General features: G+C 71.2%; 11 protein-coding genes. 6 read left to right on the top strand and 5 right to left on the bottom strand.

Going from position 1 to position 14,484, the window contains the following annotated elements:
- A complete protein-coding gene (locus ACIOKD_RS18350) occupies nucleotides 1-705 on the bottom strand; it encodes a MerR family transcriptional regulator (protein WP_402084702.1) in 705 nt (234 codons plus the stop codon).
- Between the two features lie 178 nt (nucleotides 706-883).
- Here ACIOKD_RS18350 and ACIOKD_RS18355 point away from each other — a divergent pair, with 178 nt between their 5' ends.
- From ACIOKD_RS18355 to ACIOKD_RS18370, 4 genes are all read left to right on the top strand, one after another.
- Nucleotides 884-1,345, top strand: a complete 462-nt coding sequence (locus tag ACIOKD_RS18355; RefSeq protein WP_402084705.1) for a hypothetical protein — start codon at nucleotides 884-886, stop codon at nucleotides 1,343-1,345.
- A 188-nt stretch (nucleotides 1,346-1,533) separates the two neighbouring features.
- Entirely contained in the window at nucleotides 1,534-3,510 is a 1,977-nt protein-coding gene (locus tag ACIOKD_RS18360; protein ID WP_402084706.1) for a Xaa-Pro dipeptidyl-peptidase, read from the top strand.
- A complete protein-coding gene (locus ACIOKD_RS18365; RefSeq protein ID WP_402084709.1) occupies nucleotides 3,507-4,823 on the top strand; it encodes a M14 family metallocarboxypeptidase in 1,317 nt (438 codons plus the stop codon). Before ACIOKD_RS18360 ends, ACIOKD_RS18365 begins: the two co-directional genes overlap by 4 nt.
- An 88-nt stretch (nucleotides 4,824-4,911) precedes the next feature.
- Nucleotides 4,912-6,645: a BCCT family transporter gene (locus tag ACIOKD_RS18370; RefSeq protein WP_402084712.1), complete on the top strand. Its 1,734-nt coding sequence runs from the start codon at nucleotides 4,912-4,914 to the stop codon at nucleotides 6,643-6,645.
- Nucleotides 6,646-6,842: 197 nt separating this feature from the next.
- Here the strand turns inward: ACIOKD_RS18370 and ACIOKD_RS18375 are convergent, their stop codons facing one another.
- Nucleotides 6,843-7,802, bottom strand: coding sequence for an FAD-dependent oxidoreductase (locus ACIOKD_RS18375; RefSeq protein ID WP_402084714.1), 960 nt, complete (start codon nucleotides 7,800-7,802; stop codon nucleotides 6,843-6,845).
- Nucleotides 7,803-7,868: 66 nt separating this feature from the next.
- On the opposite strand from ACIOKD_RS18375, the gene ACIOKD_RS18380 reads away from it, so the two are divergent.
- Both ACIOKD_RS18380 and ACIOKD_RS18385 read left to right on the top strand, forming a co-directional pair.
- Nucleotides 7,869-8,888, top strand: coding sequence for an oxidoreductase (locus ACIOKD_RS18380; RefSeq protein WP_402084717.1), 1,020 nt, complete (start codon nucleotides 7,869-7,871; stop codon nucleotides 8,886-8,888).
- Nucleotides 8,889-9,023: 135 nt separating this feature from the next.
- Nucleotides 9,024-10,664, top strand: a complete 1,641-nt coding sequence (locus ACIOKD_RS18385; protein WP_402084721.1) for an ABC-F family ATP-binding cassette domain-containing protein — start codon at nucleotides 9,024-9,026, stop codon at nucleotides 10,662-10,664.
- Nucleotides 10,665-10,785: 121 nt separating this feature from the next.
- Here ACIOKD_RS18385 and ACIOKD_RS18390 read toward each other — a convergent pair whose 3' ends face one another.
- From ACIOKD_RS18390 to ACIOKD_RS18400, 3 genes are all read right to left on the bottom strand, one after another.
- Nucleotides 10,786-13,173 (bottom strand): Tex family protein, encoded by a 2,388-nt coding sequence (locus ACIOKD_RS18390; RefSeq protein ID WP_402084724.1) that lies wholly within the window; start codon nucleotides 13,171-13,173, stop codon nucleotides 10,786-10,788.
- A gap of 171 nt (nucleotides 13,174-13,344) precedes the next feature.
- Nucleotides 13,345-13,488, bottom strand: a complete 144-nt coding sequence (locus ACIOKD_RS18395) for an LPFR motif small protein (RefSeq protein WP_402084727.1) — start codon at nucleotides 13,486-13,488, stop codon at nucleotides 13,345-13,347.
- 122 nt (nucleotides 13,489-13,610) lie between these two features.
- A complete protein-coding gene (locus tag ACIOKD_RS18400) occupies nucleotides 13,611-14,477 on the bottom strand; it encodes a hypothetical protein (protein WP_402084730.1) in 867 nt (288 codons plus the stop codon).
- Nucleotides 14,478-14,484 lie beyond the last annotated feature (7 nt).

Below are 14,484 nucleotides of genomic sequence, written 5' to 3' on the forward strand. Positions count from 1 at the left end.
TCAGGAGTTCCTGAGCCATTCCCGCAGCTCCTCGTTGAGCGACCGCTGAAAGGTCGTCAGCAGAGCCTGCACCACCAGTGGTTGCATGTGCGCCGACAGGTCCCGCACGGCCTCGACGGACTCGTGCTCGGACACCTCGTCCCGGAACAGCACGGAGAGCTCGTGGGCCGCGGCGCGCGTGTGCTTCACCATGACATTGCGCGCGGCGAGGATGGCCTCGTGCGCTATCGGTACGTCGAGCAGCTGGACGCCGAGCCGCAGCAGCCCGAGGTCCACGCGGTAGGTGTCCGGGCCCGCCGCCTCCCTGAGGACGCCCATCGCGGCGAGCCGGTCCAGGTCCTCCGGGCCGAGCGGTCGCCCCGCCCGGCGCTCCAGCTCCGCCCGGCCCACCTCCTCCGCCGCGTCGGGCGACCAGGAGGCCACCACGGCCCGGTGGATGGCCAGGTCCTGGGCGCTGAGCCCGTCCGGCAACTGCTGCAGATAGCGCTCGATACCGGCCAGCGTCATCCCTTGCCGCTGCAGCTCCTCGATGAGTGCGAGCCGCGCCAGATGCTCCTGGCTGTAGTGCCCCACGCGACGCGGCCCGATCACGGGCGGCGGCAACAGCCCCTTGGTGCTGTAGAAGCGCACCGTCCGCACCGTCACACCCGCCCGCGCGGCCAGCTCGTCGACGGTGAGCGTCGGCTCCCCGGTGTCCGTCGCCATGCCTGCTCCTCCACGTACGGCGCCCACCACCGGACGCGGTGAAACAGTATTGCTGTCTCACCTGGGTTGTGAAAGATCCTCGGGCCCGAGCGGCTCGTCGGGAGACGGCGGCAAACGGTGAGTTCCGGTCAATAGTGGCGCAGATGTACGTTGCTGCGTACACATGATCGGGTAAGTCATGGCCATGGTCCCCGTGGCGTTGCCGCTGTTCGTCGTCGCCGTTCTGTTCTACCGCCGGGTACTGCCCCGAATACGGCGGGCGCTCGACGCAGGCGACGAGATGCGCGACGAGGCGGGCGACGAGGCGAGCGACGAGGCCGTGGTCGGCCGGCGGACCCCGGAGGAGGACGCCGCGGCCCTCGCGGCCACCCGTGCCGAAGGCCACCGCGCGCGCGACGCCATCCTGGCGGAGGGCCGGGCCCGCCGGGCGGCCCACTGCGCCGCCGCCGAGACCCAGCTCCGCATCTCCGTCTCGGAACTGGCCTCGAACCTGGCATCGGACGGCCCCTGCCCCGTCAGGGACGCGGGAAACGGCGCGCCCGAAACCGGCCACCCGCAACCCGCACGGCCCCGCCGGGCACAGGCCCCCACCCCCTGGCCCGCCCCCGGCGGAGCCGCACCGCCCCCGAACGCTCAGTGATCGTGCACGGAACTGGTCGCGGCGATCCCCTTCCGGGACCTCGGCCGAACCACAGCCGCCACACCTCCTCCGCCCCCGGCTCGGACGCCGGTACAGCCATGCGCACCTTTCGAGCCACACCCGATCAGCGGGCCGACACCCCAATCGGCCCCCTTTTGCACAGGAGTTGACCGGAGTACCTTCCGCGCATGCGGACACCTGCGCGCTACATGCGCCTCATCACCTGGAGATCGCTCGCGACGGCGGCCACCGCCGCCCTGATGGCCACGCTCCTCACCCCGGCCGCCGCCCAGAGCGCTCCGCGGGAGAGCACTCCCGTCTACTCGTACGACAACGCCGTCCGTGAGTCCGTCTGGGTGGACACCGGGCTCGACGGCGACAGCGACGGGAGGACCGACCGGGTCGCCGTCGACATCGTCCGCCCCAGCGAGCCCGCCCAGCAGGGCCGCAAGGTACCCGTGATCATGGACGCCAGCCCGTACTACTCCTGCTGCGGCCGGGGCAACGAGAGCCAGCGCAAGACGTACGACGCGGACGGCGACATCGTCCAGATGCCGCTGTACTACGACAACTACTTCGTACCGCGCGGCTACGCCTTCGTCGCCGTCGACCTCGCCGGCACCAACCGCTCCGACGGCTGCGTGGACGTCGGAGGCCGCTCCGACGTCCAGTCCGCGAAGGCCGTCGTCGACTGGCTGAACGGCCGCGGCAAGGGCTACACCTCCCGTACGGGGACCACGAAGGCCAAGGCCGGCTGGACCAACGGCAGGACCGGCATGATCGGCAAGAGCTACGACGGCACCATCGCCAACGGAGTCGCCGCCACCGGGGTCGAGGGCCTGGAGACGATCGTCCCGATCGCCGCCATCTCCTCCTGGTACGACTACTACTTCGCGAAGGGCGCCCCCCTCTACGACTCCGGCCCCGAATGGCTGTCGGACTACGTCGAGAGCCCTGAGGCCCGTGCCAGATGCGCCGCCGTCCAGCAGGAGATCGTCGACGGCGCCCCGCGCACCGGCGACCGGACGAAGTTCTGGACCGAGCGCGACTACGTGAAGGACGTCCGCAAGGTCGACGCCAGCGTCTTCGTCATCCACGGCATGCAGGACCTCAACGTCCGCCCCAAGCACTTCGGCCAGTGGTGGGACGGCCTCGCGAAGAACGGCGTCGACCGCAGGATCTGGCTGTCCCAGACCGGCCACGTCGACCCCTTCGACTTCCGTCGCGCGGCCTGGGCCGACACCCTGCACCGCTGGTTCGACCACGAACTCCTCGGCTACGACAACGGCGTCGACGACGAGCCGATGGCCGACATCGAGCGCGCCCCCGACCAGTGGGCCACCTCGAACGTCTGGCCGCCGCGCAGCACCGACACCGTGAAGCTGCGCCCGGGCAGGGGCGAGCAGGCCGGCGTCGGCACCCTCGGACTGCGTACCGGATCGGGCACCGAGACCTTCACCGACGACCCGGGCCAGGACGAGACCGACTGGGCCGCCGAGATCGACCGGTCCATGTCCGCCAAGGCCGGCTTCAGCACCCGGCCGCTCACCCGTGACGTCCGCCTGTCCGGCTCCTCCAAGGTGACCGTCACCGCCACACCGACCACGACGAGCGCCCATCTGTCCGCGGTCCTGGTCGACCTCGGCCCCGACACGATTCGTGACTACGCCGCCGCCGGCGAGGGCATCACGACGCTCACCGAGCGCACCTGCTGGGGGCCGAGCACCACGGGCGACAGCTCCTGCTTCCGGGAGACCGCGGCCAGGACGACCGACGTCGAGTACACGGTGTTCAGCCGTGGCTGGGCCGACCTCGGCAACCACTCCTCCGCCACGAAGGGCGAGCCGCTCACCCCGGGCAAGGCCTACACCATCACCCTCGACCTGCACGCGAGCGACCACGTCGTGCCCGAGGGCCACCGGCTGGCGCTGATCGTCGCCGGTACCGACCAGGGCCTCATCGACCCGCCGTCGACCACCCCGACGCTCACGCTCGACCTGTCCCGTACGTCTGCCGCTGTGCCGCTCGTCGGAGGGACCGGCGCCTTCGCCCGCGCCACCTCGGGAGCCTCGTACAGCACGCCCGACGCGATCCTCGACGGAGTCGGCGAACCCCGCGCCACCCACCGCGTTCCCGGAGACGTTCCCGGAGGCACCGACCGATGACACGGCAACGACCGACAACACCCCGCCGGACCGCGTCCCTCGCCCTGACCGTTGCGGCGCTCGCCGCACCCCTCCTCAGCGCACCCCTCCTGACGGCGCCGGCCCACGCGGCCGAACGCCCGCCGCGCACCGGATTCGAGCAGACAGACGGAGCACGCTGGACCACCCAGCCCGAGGAGCAGACCTTCCTCACCGCCGTCGACCGGGCGAGCGACCGGGTCTCGCTCAGCCGGATCGGCACCACGAAACAGAACCGGCCCGTCCAGCTCGTACGCGTCGGGAACCCGCGCGCCGCCACCACCGTGCTGCTCGTCTGCAGCCAGCACGGCGACGAACCGTCCGGGCGCGAGGCCTGCCTCACCACCGTCCGCGATCTCGCGTACGCGAAGGACGCGAGCACCCGCGGATTCCTCGACCGCACCACGCTGCTCGTCGTGCCCACCGCCAACCCGGACGGCCGCGCCGCCGACACCCGCGGCAACAGCGACGGCGTCGACATCAACCGCGACCACCTCGCGCTGCGGACGGCCGAGGCGCGCGCGATGGCCGCCGTCGTCCGCGACCGGCAGCCCGACGTGGTCTACGACCTGCACGAGTACGGAGCCACACCCCCCTTCTACGACAAGGACCTCTTCGACCTCTGGCCGCGCAACCTCAACACCGACACAGCCGTGCACGACGAGGCACAGACCCTCTCGCAGACGTTCGTACGGCCCGCCGCGCAAGCCGCCGGCTACTCGACCGGGACGTACGGCATCTGGACCGACCCGGTGACCGGCGACCCGATCCGGCAGGTGGCCGGTGACGGGCAGGAGCGGATCCTGCGGAACATGTCCGGCATCAAGCACGGCGTCGGACTGCTCATCGAGAGCCGGGTCGACCCCCTCACGGAGGCCGAGAAGGCCGACGAGGCGCTCAACAACCGGCGCCGCGTCCACTCGCAACTCGCCGCACTGGGAGGTCTGTTCGACTTCACCGACGAACGGCGCGGCCGGCTCGGGGCGGCAACGACGGCGGCCCGGCTGGCCGGTTACCGGGACCGCGGACCGGTCTACACGGGAGGCGCCGACAACGACCCGGCCGAACCGTCCGAGATCATCGCGGACCCGCCCTGCGCCTACCGGCTGACGGCGGACCAGTACGCGGATCTCAAGGACGAGTTGCTTCTGCACGGCGTCACGGTGCGACAGGACCCCGACGGTGCCGGGGCCCGTGTACCACTGCGCCAGTCCCTGCGCGCCCTCGTCCCGTTGCTGCTCGACGAGCGTGCGCCGTACCACCTGACGGTCGCGGAGCCCGACACCCGCTGCTGAGGCGGTTGCGATCGGCGGTACCTGTGGTAGGTCGTATGCACACGAGCAGGAATGTGTGTCCGAGAGCTTTCCAGGGAAGGTGCCGCCGATGACCGAAGATCTGAAGGACAGGGGAGGCCGGGACGATCCGTCGGGCGTCCCCGGCGGCCCGGACGCCCAGACGGACCGGGGCCCCGGCCCCCGCACGGACCGCGTGGTGTTCGGCGTCACGGCCGCACTCACCGTGGCGTTCGTGATCTGGGGAGCGGTGGCCACCGACTCCCTGGAGAGCGCCTCCACCACCATGCTCAATGGCCTGATCCACAACGGAGGCTGGGCGTTCATGCTCGCGGCCTCCTGTTTCGTGGTCTTCGCGCTGTGGCTCGCGATCAGCCGCTACGGAAGAATCCACCTCGGTGCCGAGGGCGAGGAGCCCGAGTTCCGCACCGTCTCCTGGGTGGCGATGATGTTCAGCGCCGGCATGGGCATCGGTCTGATGTTCTACGGCGTGAGCGAGCCCCTCTCGCACTACACGACACCTCCGCCGGGCACCCAGCCCGCCGACTCCGCGGAACGCATGGAGACGGCGATGGCCACCACCCTCTTCCACTGGACACTGCACCCGTGGGCGATCTACGCGGTGGTCGGCCTCGCCATCGCCTACAGCACCTACCGCAAACGCCGGCGCCAGACCATCAGCGCCGTCTTCACCCCGCTCATCGGCGAGAAGCACGCGAACGGCTCGGCCGGCCGGGCGATCGACATCCTCGCCATCATCGCCACCGTCTTCGGATCGGCGGCCTCGCTGGGCCTCGGAGCCCTCCAGATCGGCTCCGGCTTCACCGAGCTGGACTGGCTGGACAAGGTGAGCAACGGACTGCTCGTCTCGATCATCGCCGTGCTGACCGTGGCGTTCGTCGCCTCGGCCGTCTCCGGCGTGGAGAGGGGCATCCAGTGGCTGTCCAACATCAACATGGTGCTGGCCCTGGTACTCGCGCTCTTCGTGTTCATCGCGGGCCCCACGATCATCGTGCTCGATCTGCTGCCCACCTCGATCTTCTCCTACCTCGGTGACCTGCCGCAGCTCGCCGGCCGCACCGAGGCGAGCGGCGGCAAGGGCGTCGCCGACTGGCTCAGCGGCTGGACCGTCTTCTACTGGGCTTGGTGGATCTCCTGGACGCCCTTCGTCGGCATGTTCATCGCCCGCATCAGCCGCGGCCGCACCATCCGGCAGTTCGTCGGGGGCGTCATCCTCGTGCCCAGCACGGTCAGCCTGGTCTGGTTCGCGATCTTCGGCGGTACGGCGATGAAGCTGAAGGAGGGCGGCGCGCTCGCCGGTGTGTCGACCCCCGAGGGCCAGCTCTTCGGTGTCCTGCAGGAGTTCCCCATCGCGACGGTCACCAGCCTGCTCGTGATGATCCTCGTCGGCATCTTCTTCGTCTCGGGAGCCGACGCCGCCTCCATCGTCATGGGCACTCTCTCCCAGCGGGGCGCCCACGAACCCAGCCGTTTCGTCGTGGTCTTCTGGGGCGTGGTGACCGGCGCGGTGGCCGCCATCATGCTGCTCGTCGGCAGCGGTAACGGGGACGCGCTCACCGGCCTCCAGAACCTCACCATCCTGGCCGCCGCGCCCTTCGTCCTCGTGATGATCGGCATGTGCATCGCCCTCATGCGCGACCTGCGCCGGGACCCGGTCATCGTCCGCAACGAAATGGGCTCCGAGGCGGTTGAACTGGCCGTGATCGAAGGCCACAAGAAATACGACGGCGACTTCGAGATCCGCGTGGGCCCGGGCGCCGGCACGGAAAAGGAGGGCGACCCTCTGGGCCACGACCACACGTAGCCGCCCCCCGCGGGCGTGACGTGCGTCCGCTGCGGCTGCGTCGTGGCTGAGACTGCGCCGTGCCCCGCGCCCCTGAAGAGCCAGGGGCGCGGGGAACGGCGCAGCCTCTCGCCATTCAGGGGCGCGGGGAACGGCGCAATCTCTTGTCTTTCAGGGGCGCGGGGAACTGCGCGACCTCAGCCACGGCCGACCCGCACCTACACAAGCCCAAGAACAACCTCCGCACACCCCCACGCCACGGTGACCCCACCCCCACCATGCCCATAGTTGTGCACCAACACCGAACCCCCACCCCCGGCCAACGCATCCCGTTCGAGCCGCACAGCGGACCGCACAGGCCGCACCCCCACCCGATGCCCCAACACCCGCGCCCCCGCCACCTCCGGCCGGAGCACCGCACACCGAGCGACGATCCCCGCGGCCACCGCGGGATCGGGCTCAAGGGACCACTCCCCGTCATCCGTGGTCCCGCCCAGAACCAACCGCCCCGGCTGCGGAAAGATATACGTGGTCGTCCCCGCCACCGCATCCGTCGACACCAGCCACGTCCGGATCCCCGGGTTCTCCACGATCACCAACTGCCCCCGCACGGGCCGAACCGCCGTATCCCCCAGGAGCTCTCGCGCACCGAGCCCCGTGCAGTTGACGACGACTTCCGCCCGCGCCCGCGCCTCGGCGAGGTCCGTCACGACCCGTGACTCGACCGTCCCACCCGCCCGCAGGAACCGCGCGCGCAGCCACCCCAGATGCACCGGCATGTCGATCAGTGGCAGCCTCGCCCACAGCCCCGCCCCCGCGTACTCCTCGGCGGTGGACGCCCGCAGCCCCGGCAGCCGGGCCGCGGCCCACGACCCCTGCTCGTCAAGCCGCGCCTCGCCCATGACACCTTCGACCATGCGTACGCCCGTCTCCTCGGGTCGCGCGGCCAACTCCTCGTACACGGACAGTGAGCGCAGTGCCCACGTCCGCGCGAGATCCCGCGGCTCGATGGCGTACGGCCACCACAGCGCGCCCGCAACCGCCGAGGTGGTCCGCTCGGCGGGCTCCCGCGTCCAGATGCGTACGCGTCGGCCGCTCCGGGCAAGAACGAGGGCCGTAGTGAGTCCTATGACCCCGCTGCCGACCACGATCACGTCACCGCTTCGCTCTTCCGCCACGCGGGGACGTTAGCGGAATATGTCATGCCGTGCTCATAGTCGGCCCAGGGCGGGAATACTCACAGCATGTCTGCCGAGTACGCGACCTTCGGCCTGGCACCGGCGATGCGTGCCGGTGGAGTACTTGCCAACGGTGACTACCGAGCGCACCGGGACTTCGTCGACTTCATCGTCGACGGACGCCCGCTGCTGTACCAGTTGTCCGACCTCGACGCCGTGTCCCCCCTCGCCTCCGACGTACCACCGGCGATCTTCATCGCCCAGGTGCGGAGCCTGCTGCTGGAAGCCGACCCTCCGCTGGAGGGCGGCCGGTACGTCATATACGGCTGCCCGGAGTGCGAGGACATCGCCTGCGGTGCCGTGACCGCCGTGATCGACCGACACGGCGACGACTTCGTCTGGCGCGACTTCGCCTGGCAGACCGACGAACACCCGGACCTGGAACGGAACGGCTATCACGGCATCGGCCCCTTCCGTTTCCACGGCGACGCATACCGTGCCGCCCTGGGCTCCCTGCTCACCGGCGCCGGGGGCGAGCGCCGCCGGGTCCTGCTCATCGGCACCAGGGCCGCCGTCCTGGCCAAGCTCGCCGCCGCCCTGCGCATCATCGGCATCGGCGCCGACATCACCCGGGACGCCGCCGACGTGCCCGCCGACGAACTGCGCACCTACGGCGCCGTAGCCTTCGGCCGGGCCGTCACCGAACAGGAGCGTGCCGACGTCCGGCACTCCTTCGAGCAGGCCGGCGTCGATGTCGCGTACGTCGAGGGGCTGGCCCCGATCGTCCCGCTCCTGGTCGCCCAGATAGAGAACGCCCTGGACCGCAGCCCCCGGGAGCAGCGCCGGCTGACGCGGCTGGTCGCCGTCGAAGGCGAGGCAGGCATCGAGGTCACCTCCCCCTGCCGGGTCCAGCTGACCGCGTACCGGCTGGACCGCCTCTACCGCACCCACATGCAGGAGGTGTTCGACGGCGTCCTGGAAGCGGGCCGCCACCGGCTTCCGCTGGACACGAAGGCGACCAGAGGGGAGTCCTTCATCGTGGCGCGGACGTCCGGGAGCGTACTGGTCGAGACGATGGCCCGCTGACACCCGAAGCCGGGGAACGCGAGAGGCGCAGGGGAGGAGCACAGGGGGACCAGGGCGTGCGGGCGGTCCGCGCCGCGGGCGTGCGCGAAACCCTGGCGCGGGCGCGCGGGCCCGGCGATTAGGATCGGCCTCCTGATGACTGCCACTCTCGTCGCCAAGAACCTCGCCGCCGGCCACGGCGACCGCACCCTCTTCGCCGAACTCGACCTCGTCGTCGCGCCCGGCGACGTGATCGGTCTCGTCGGTGCCAACGGCGCGGGCAAGTCCACCCTGCTCCGGATGCTCGCCGGGCTCATCAAGCCCGAGGAGGGCGAGCTGCGGCTCTCCCCGCCCGCCGCGGCCGTCGGCCATCTGCCGCAGGAGCCGGAGCGCCGGCCCGGCGAGTCGGTGAGGGAGTTCCTGGCGCGCCGCACCGGCGTGGCCGAGGCCCAGCGGGTGATGGACGAGGCCACGCAGGCACTCGTCGACGGGGCACCGGGCGCGGACGACGCGTACGCCGACAGCCTGGAGCGGTGGCTCGCGCTGGGCGGCGCCGACCTCGACGAGCGGGCCGAGGAGGTCGCCGGCTCGCTCGGCCTCGCCGTCGGCCTGGACCAGCCGATGACCTCGCTCTCCGGCGGCCAGGCCGCCCGGGCCGGACTCGCCTCGCTGCTCCTGTCCCGCTACGACGTGTTCCTGCTCGACGAGCCGACCAACGACCTCGACCTGGACGGCCTGGAGCGCCTCGAACGCTTCGTCTCCGGACTGCGCGCGGGCACGGTCGTCGTCAGCCACGACCGCGAGTTCCTCACCCGCACGGTCACCAAGGTCCTCGAACTCGACCTGGCCCAGCAGCAGATCACCCTGTACGGCGGCGGCTACGAGGCCTATCTGGAGGAGCGGGACGTGGCCCGCCGGCACGCCCGCGAGGGCTTCGAGGAGTACGCCGACAAACGGTCCGCGCTGGAGGGCCGCGCCCAGATGCAGCGCTCCTGGATGGACAAGGGCGTCAAGAACGCCCGGCGCAAGGCGAACAACGACAACGACAAGATCGGCCGCAAGTTCCGCAGCGAGGCCAGTGAGAAGCAGGCCGCGAAGGCCCGGCAGACCCAGCGCATGATCGAGCGGCTCGACGTAGTGGATGAGCCGCGCAAGGAGTGGGAGCTGCGGATGGAGATCGCGGCGGCCCCGCGGTCGGGCTCCGTGGTCGCCACCCTGCGCGACGCCGAGGTCCGGCGGGGCGACTTCACCTTCGGCCCGGCCACGCTCCAGATCGACTGGGCGGACCGGGTGGCCGTCACCGGCGTGAACGGCGCGGGCAAGTCCACACTGCTCGGCGCCCTGCTCGGCCGGGTGCCGCTGGACTCGGGCCACGCCACGCTCGGCTCGGGCGTGATCGTCGGCGAGGTCGACCAGGCACGCAAGCTCTTCCACGGCACGGAGGCCCTGCTCGACGCGTTCTGCGCGGCCGTCCCCGACACCGAGCCGGCCGAACTCCGCACGCTCCTGGCCAAGTTCGGCCTCAAGGCGGAACACGTCCTGCGCCCCGCCGCCAGTCTCTCCCCGGGAGAACGCACCCGCTCGGCCCTGGCGCTCCTCCAGGGCCGGGGTGTCAACCTCCTGGTCCTGGACGAGCCCACGAACCACCTCGACCTGCCGGCGATCGAACAGCTCGAATCGGCCCTGGACACCTACGAGGGCACGCTGCTCCTGGTCACCCACGACCGCCGCATGCTGAACGCGGTCCACACGACCCGCCGCCTGGAGGTGGCGGCAGGCAAGGTGACGGAGCGCTAGCCGCCGCCTTTGGGGGCGCGGGGAACGGCGCAGTCTTTTGCTTTCAGGGGCGCGGGGAACGGCGCGACCAGCCCCCACCGGACCCGCACGTCACGACGGCGCGGGTCCGGCAGCCCAGAACTCAGCCCCGCCCCTTACGCCCCTTCGGGTCAGCGAGCCCCGCCCGCCGCAAGGCATCAGCCATCGCACTGTTCCCAGGCGCGGGCGCGGCAACCTGACGCGACCCCCCGCCCCCGCCCCCGCCGGCACGCCCCCGCTGCTGAGGCGGGCGCCCGCCACCGCGCTGAGGGCGCCCGGAGCCACCCTCCTGCCCTGTCGGCGCCGCCTCGTCGTCCAACCGCAAGGTCAAAGAGATCCGCTTGCGCGGAATGTCGACCTCAAGCACTTTCACCTTCACGATGTCCCCGGACTTCACCACGTCCCGCGGGTCCTTGATGAACGTCTTGGACATCGCCGAGACATGGACAAGACCGTCCTGGTGCACACCCACATCCACGAACGCCCCGAACGCCGCCACGTTCGTGACGACCCCCTCAAGGACCATCCCCGGCTCCAGGTCGGCGATCTTCTCGACCCCGTCCTTGAAGGTCGCCGTCTTGAAGGCGGGCCGCGGGTCGCGCCCCGGCTTCTCCAGCTCCCTCAGGATGTCCGTCACCGTCGGCAGACCGAACTTCTCGTCCACGAAGTCGGCCGGCTTCAGCGAGCGCAGCGCCCCCGTGTTGCCGATCAGCGAGCCGACCTCGTTCCCCGCCGTCTTCACCATCCGGCGGACCACGGGGTACGCCTCGGGGTGCACGCTCGACGCGTCCAGCGGGTCGTCCCCGCCGCGGATCCGCAGGAAGCCCGCACACTGCTCGTACGCCTTGGGGCCGAGCCTGGCCACCTTCTTCAGCGCGGTGCGTGACGTGAACGGGCCGTTCGCGTCACGGTGCGCCACGATGTTCTCGGCGAGCCCGGAGGTGATGCCGGAGACCCGGGTGAGCAGGGGAGTGGACGCCGTGTTCACGTCCACGCCGACGCCGTTCACACAGTCCTCGACGACCGCGTCGAGGGAGCGCGAGAGCTTCACCTCGGACAGGTCGTGCTGGTACTGGCCGACACCGATCGACTTCGGGTCGATCTTCACCAGCTCGGCGAGCGGGTCCTGCAGACGCCGCGCGATGGAGACGGCGCCGCGCAGCGACACGTCCATGCCGGGCAGCTCCTGCGTGGCGAACGCCGACGCCGAGTACACGGACGCCCCCGCCTCGGACACCATCACCTTGGTGAGGTTCAGCTCGGGGTGCTTGGCGATGAGCTCACCGGCGAGCTTGTCCGTCTCGCGGGACGCCGTGCCGTTGCCGATGGCGATCAGCTCGACCGCGTGCTCCTTGGCGAGGCGGGCGAGTTTGCCGATGGCCTCGTCCCACCTGTTCGCCGGGACGTGCGGGTGGATGACGTCCGTGGCGACGGCCTTGCCGGTCGCGTCGACCACGGCCACCTTCACCCCCGTACGGAACCCGGGGTCGAGCCCCAGCGTCGAGCGCGTGCCCGCCGGGGCGGCCAGCAGCAGGTCGCGCAGGTTCGTCGCGAAGACGTCGACCGCCTCGTCCTCGGCGGCCGTGCGCAGCCGCAGCCGCAGGTCGATGCCGAGATGGACGAGCAGCCGGGTGCGCCAGGCCCAGCGGACCGTGTCGTTGAGCCACTTGTCGCCCGGCCGACCGCGGTCGGCGATCCCGAAGCGCTGCGCGACGATCCCCTCGTACGAGGAAGGGCCGGGCTGCTCGGACGGCTCCTCGGGCTCCAGGACGAGGTCCAGGACACCCTCCTTCTCACCGCGCAGCATGGCGAGAACGCGGTGCGAGGGCAGCGCCTTGAAGGGCTCGCTGAAGTCGAAGTAGTCGGCGAACTTGGCGCCCGCCTCCTCCTTGCCGTCCTTGACCTTGGCGGCCAGCCGGCCGCGCACCCACATGCGCTCGCGCAACTCGCCGATCAGGTCGGCGTCCTCGGAGAAGCGCTCGGTGAGGATCGAGCGGGCGCCGTCCAGGGCGGCCTGCGGGTCCGCGACGCCCTTGTCGGCGTCGACGAAGGCCGTGGCCGCGGCGACCGGATCGACGGACGGGTCCCCGAGAAGTCCCTCGGCGAGCGGCTCAAGGCCCGCCTCACGGGCGATCTGCGCCTTCGTGCGCCGCTTCGGCTTGAACGGCAGGTAGATGTCCTCCAGCCGCGCCTTGGTCTCCGCGCCCCGGATGCGCGCCGCCAGCTCCTCGGTGAGCTTGCCCTGCTCGCGCACCGAGTCGAGGATCGCCGAGCGCCGCTCCTCCAACTCCCGGAGATAGCGCAGCCGCTCTTCGAGCGTGCGCAGCTGCTCGTCGTCGAGCATCTCGGTCGCTTCCTTGCGGTAGCGGGCGATGAAGGGCACCGTCGAGCCGCCGTCGAGCAAGTCGACGGCCGCCTTGACCTGCCGCTCCCGTACGCCGAGCTCCTCGGCGATCCTGCCTTCGATGGACCCTACGAGGGGTGTCGTCACGATCCCGTACCGCCTTCTTGACTGGGGTTGCGCGGCAATTGTGGCAGGCGGCACCGACAACGGGGGATCAAGGGCGCACCGGACGGGCCGGGGCCGGTGAGCCGCACGCGCCCGCACACGCGAGGAGCCGGACACGCCCTTGGCATGTCCGGCTCCGAAGCGGTCTTTCGGTCAGGCCCTGCGAGCCCGTCCGCCGCGGCGCGTGGAGCTGGAAGCGCCGCCGAACAGTCGGGCCACTGCCCGGAACGGAAGCGTCACCACTGTGGCGACGGCCCCGCCGATCTGCCGGAACACGTCTGCGATGGCACGGAACACGAGCTACCCCTTTCGTCTCCCGATCGGTACGGCCGGGAGACTCACGGGTACCTCGGATCCGGGTTCCGAACCCCGCCGACTTCGAGAACTCCTTGCGCTACAGGACAGTCCGCGGGGGGAGTTCAGCCTTTGCCGAACGCGCTCCGGGGAAAGGCGCCGGCGGCCAGCGCCTTCGTCGTCAGCCCCGTACCCAACTCCGTGAGGCGCTCGACACCGGCGGCGCCCAGATGCTCGTAAGGAGCCGTGTCCAGGCGGTCCGTGCTCGCCTCGATCTCCTTGCGCAGGGCGACACCGTCCTCGGTCAACTCGTCCTCGGCGGTGAGCAGTCCGCGCTCCCGCAGCCGGTCGCAGGCCGCGTCCCAGTCCGTACGGCGCCAGCCGCGGCTGGACAGGACCCACTTCGGCGCCATGCCCTTGCCGGTGGCGGTGTGGCTCACCAGCGCCTCCACGGGGTCGAGTCTCGCGTCGAGCAGCACCGCGAGGTGCCCGTCGCCCCGGTGCTCGCGCAGCAGCGTGGCCGCGTGCCAGAGCGCGAGGTGCGGTTCGTCGGGCACCGGCAGGTCGGCGTGGGCGGCGTAGAGGGGGCGGGCGGTCCTGGTGCACGCCTCCGTGGCACGCAGGGCGAGCGCCGCCGCCTCGGAGACCTCCTTGGAGGCGATCACCTCGTTGCCGAGCAGCCGTCGCAGCGTGCCGTCGGCGGCCCGCAGCCGTGCCGCGAGCACCACCTCCGGGGAGGCGGTCCGCCACACCTCGGGCACATGCCGTGCCACCAGTCCGTGGCGGAAGTTGTAGAAGGTCGCCGTGACCGTGCCCGCGCCCACCGCCCCCATGGCCGCGGCACGCACCGCGAAGTAGGCGGCGTCGCGGTCCGTCACCCCGACCGCGGCCAGCTCCGTGCCGAGCTCGGGCGAGAAGTACTGGCACGAGTGCAGCGGATTGAGGACGTTGTGGCATCGGCGTCCGGCACGCTCCGGCAGGGCTGTCGTCATGCCTCGC

The sequence above is a fragment of the Streptomyces sp. NPDC087844 genome (genome assembly GCF_044742785.1).
GTDB lineage: Bacteria > Actinomycetota > Actinomycetes > Streptomycetales > Streptomycetaceae > Streptomyces.

Excerpts from the sequence above, each read along its gene's own strand:
- ACIOKD_RS18360 (WP_402084706.1), top strand. The coding sequence starts at position 1,534 with ATGCGGACACCTGCGCGCTACATGCGCCTCATCACCTGGAGATCGCTC.
- ACIOKD_RS18355 (WP_402084705.1), top strand. The coding sequence starts at position 884 with ATGGCCATGGTCCCCGTGGCGTTGCCGCTGTTCGTCGTCGCCGTTCTG.
- ACIOKD_RS18385 (WP_402084721.1), top strand. The coding sequence starts at position 9,024 with ATGACTGCCACTCTCGTCGCCAAGAACCTCGCCGCCGGCCACGGCGAC.
- ACIOKD_RS18365 (WP_402084709.1), top strand. The coding sequence starts at position 3,507 with ATGACACGGCAACGACCGACAACACCCCGCCGGACCGCGTCCCTCGCC.
- ACIOKD_RS18400 (WP_402084730.1), bottom strand. The coding sequence starts at position 14,477 with ATGACGACAGCCCTGCCGGAGCGTGCCGGACGCCGATGCCACAACGTC.
- ACIOKD_RS18370 (WP_402084712.1), top strand. The coding sequence starts at position 4,912 with ATGACCGAAGATCTGAAGGACAGGGGAGGCCGGGACGATCCGTCGGGC.
- ACIOKD_RS18350 (WP_402084702.1), bottom strand. The coding sequence starts at position 705 with ATGGCGACGGACACCGGGGAGCCGACGCTCACCGTCGACGAGCTGGCC.
- ACIOKD_RS18380 (WP_402084717.1), top strand. The coding sequence starts at position 7,869 with ATGTCTGCCGAGTACGCGACCTTCGGCCTGGCACCGGCGATGCGTGCC.